This is a genomic window from Pseudomonas sp. XP2 (assembly GCF_053557975.1).
This window is the reverse complement of record NZ_JBNRIK010000016.1, coordinates 118,322-121,093: the sequence shown is the minus strand read 5'-3', so window position 1 is coordinate 121,093 and position 2,772 is coordinate 118,322. Positions and strand designations below refer to the sequence as shown.

The following is a 2,772-nucleotide window of genomic DNA, read 5'->3' as shown; positions in this document are numbered from 1 at the left end:
CGCCGCTGGACGTGGCCTCGACAAGCGGCTATCTAATCCTTGCGCAGACCAACCACAGGCCCAGATGTGAAAACCCGATCCGAAGAACTCCAGGTATTCGTCGCCGTCATCGACTGCGGCTCGATTTCTGCTGCCGCCGAGCAGATGGGCCAGACCCCATCCGCCGTCAGCCGCACCTTGTCGCGCCTGGAGGGCAAGCTGGGTACCACCTTGGTCAACCGCACCACCCGGCGCATGGACCTCACGGAAGAGGGCCGTTACTTCCTTGAGCGCTCGCGGCAGGTTCTGGAGCAGATGAACGAGATGGAAGAGCGTCTGTCGATGAACCGCCAGACACCCAGCGGGCGCTTGCGTATCAACGCCGCTGCGCCGTTCATGCTGCATGCCATCCTGCCGTGGATCGGCGAGTTTCGTCGCCAGTACCCCGGCATCGAGCTTGAACTGAACACCGATGATCTGATCATCGACCTGCTGGAGCAAAGCACCGATGTGGCGATCCGCATTGGCGAGTTGGCCGATTCCAGCCTGCACGCACGCAACCTGGGGTGCAGCCCGGTACAGGTGCTGGCCAGCCCGGCCTACCTTGAGCAGCACGGCACGCCGCAGCGGGTCGAAGACCTTGCCAGCCACTGCCTGCTCGGTTTCAGCCAGCCCGAATCGCTCAACCATTGGCCGCTGCGCCACGCTCAGGGTGACCGCTTCAGCATCCGCCCGGCGCTGATCGCCTCCAGCGGTGAAACCCTGCGCCAGCTGGCGTTGGCCGGCGAGGGCATCGTCAGCCTGTCGCACTTCATGACCCACGAGGACATCCGCACCGGGCGCCTGCAGGTGCTGCTGAGCGAGGCCAACAATGGCTACCGCCAGCCGATCCACGCGGTGTACTACCGCAACACCCAGCTGGCGCTGCGTATCCAGTGCTTCCTCGATTTCATCCAGCGCAAGCTGGCGATGTACGCCTGCTGAGTTGCCTGAACGCGACAGATCCTGTCCACAGGCGGCGAAATTTCCTACGGTTGATTGCACAGTCGAAACGCTTGGGTCTTACTGAGTGCTCAACAAAAACAACACCAAGGAAGTGTCATGCGTATTGTCCCGTTCCAGTACCTGGCTCTCGCAGCCGCGATCCTGAGCTGTTCCTCGGTTTATGCCGCCACGCTGGAGGGCGGCGCGGTGGCTGCACCCGATCAATATGGTGCACAGGTGGCCGCCGATATTCTGAAAAAGGGCGGTAACGCGGTAGATGCCGCAGTGGCCACTGCCTTCACCCTGGCGGTGACTTATCCGGAGGCCGGTAACATTGGCGGTGGTGGGTTCATGACCCTGTTCGTCGACGGCAAGCCGTACTTCCTCGACTACCGCGAAGTCGCGCCAAAGGCCGCTACACGCAACATGTACCTGGACGACAAGGGTGAGGTCATCGAAAACCTGAGCCTGGTCGGGGTTCGCGCTGCGGGTGTGCCAGGCACGGTGATGGGCCTGTGGGAGGCGCACCAGAAGTTCGGCAAGCTGCCCTGGAGCGAGCTGCTGACCCCGGCCATCGGCTATGCGAAAAACGGTTTCAAGGTGGCTGAAAAACAGTACCAGTACCGCAACGATGCCCAGGGCATGTTCAAGACTGCGACCAACTTCAATGACTACTTTGGCAACATGAAGGTCGGCGAGTTGTTCAAGCAGCCAGAAATGGCTCAGACCTTGGAACGCATCGCCGACAAGGGCGTGAGCGAGTTCTACCAGGGCAAGACCGCCGACCTGCTGGTGGCACAGATGCAGGCTGACAAGGGCCTGATCACCAAGGATGACTTGAAGGATTACAAAGCCGTATGGCGTGAGCCGATGGCGGTTAGCTGGCGTGGCAATGTGGTCTATACCGCACCACCGCCAAGTTCTGGCGGTGTCGCCCTGGCCCAGCTGTTGGGCATCAAGGAAGACCGCGCGGCGGACTTCAAGGGCGTAGCGCATAACTCGGCGCAGTACATTCACCTGTTGGCCGAAATCGAGAAGCGCGTTTTCGCTGACCGTGCCGACTACCTGGGCGACCCGGCCTTTACCAAAGTGCCGGTGGACCAATTGGTGGCCAAGGACTACCTGGCCAAGCGCGCCGCGCAGGTCAACCCCAAGGCCATTTCCGACACCGACAAGGTCAAACCGGGCCTTGAGCCGCACCAGACCACGCATTTCTCGATCGTGGACAAGCAGGGCAATGCGGTCAGCAACACCTACACCCTCAACCTCGACTACGGCAGTGGCGTGGTGGTGAAGGGCGCAGGCTTCCTGCTCAACGATGAGATGGACGACTTCAGCGCCAAGCCAGGCGCTGCGAATGCCTTTGGCGTAGTCGGTGGCGATGCCAACGCAATCGAACCGGGCAAGCGCATGCTGTCCTCGATGAGCCCCAGCCTTATGACCCGTGATGGCAAGGTCGAGCTGGTCATCGGTACCCCAGGCGGTTCGCGGATCTTCACCTCGATCTTTCAGGTGATGAACAACCTGTACGACTACGGTATGCCGCTGGACAAGGCGGTGGCGGCACAGCGCGTGCACCATCAGTTGCTGCCCAAGGACACTATCTACTTTGACAGCTATGCACCCCTGACCGGGCCGGTGGCGGATGAGCTGAAGAAGATGGGCTACGTGCTTGAGGACCAAGGCTGGGAGATGGGCGATATCCAGGCGATCCGGGTGGATGGGGCGAAGCTTGAGACCGCTTCCGATCCGCGTGGGCGTGGGGTGGGGATGATCGTCAAGTAAGCGGACACCTGTACCGGCCCTATC

Annotated in this window: 2 protein-coding genes; both read left to right on the top strand. The window is 61.3% G+C overall.

The window, feature by feature from the left end; genetic code table 11:
• The first annotated feature begins 66 nt into the window (after nt 1–66).
• The gene (locus ACK1VC_RS18110; RefSeq protein WP_016489114.1) at nt 67–963 is read left to right on the top strand and encodes a LysR family transcriptional regulator; all 897 of its coding nucleotides are present in this window, start codon (nt 67–69) and stop codon (nt 961–963) included.
• A 117-nt stretch (nt 964–1,080) separates the two neighbouring features.
• Nucleotides 1,081–2,748 carry a gamma-glutamyltransferase gene (ggt, locus tag ACK1VC_RS18105; protein ID WP_016489113.1) on the top strand — a complete coding sequence of 556 codons (1,668 nt, stop codon included), beginning with the start codon at nt 1,081–1,083 and terminating at the stop codon, nt 2,746–2,748.
• Nucleotides 2,749–2,772: the final 24 nt, after the last annotated feature.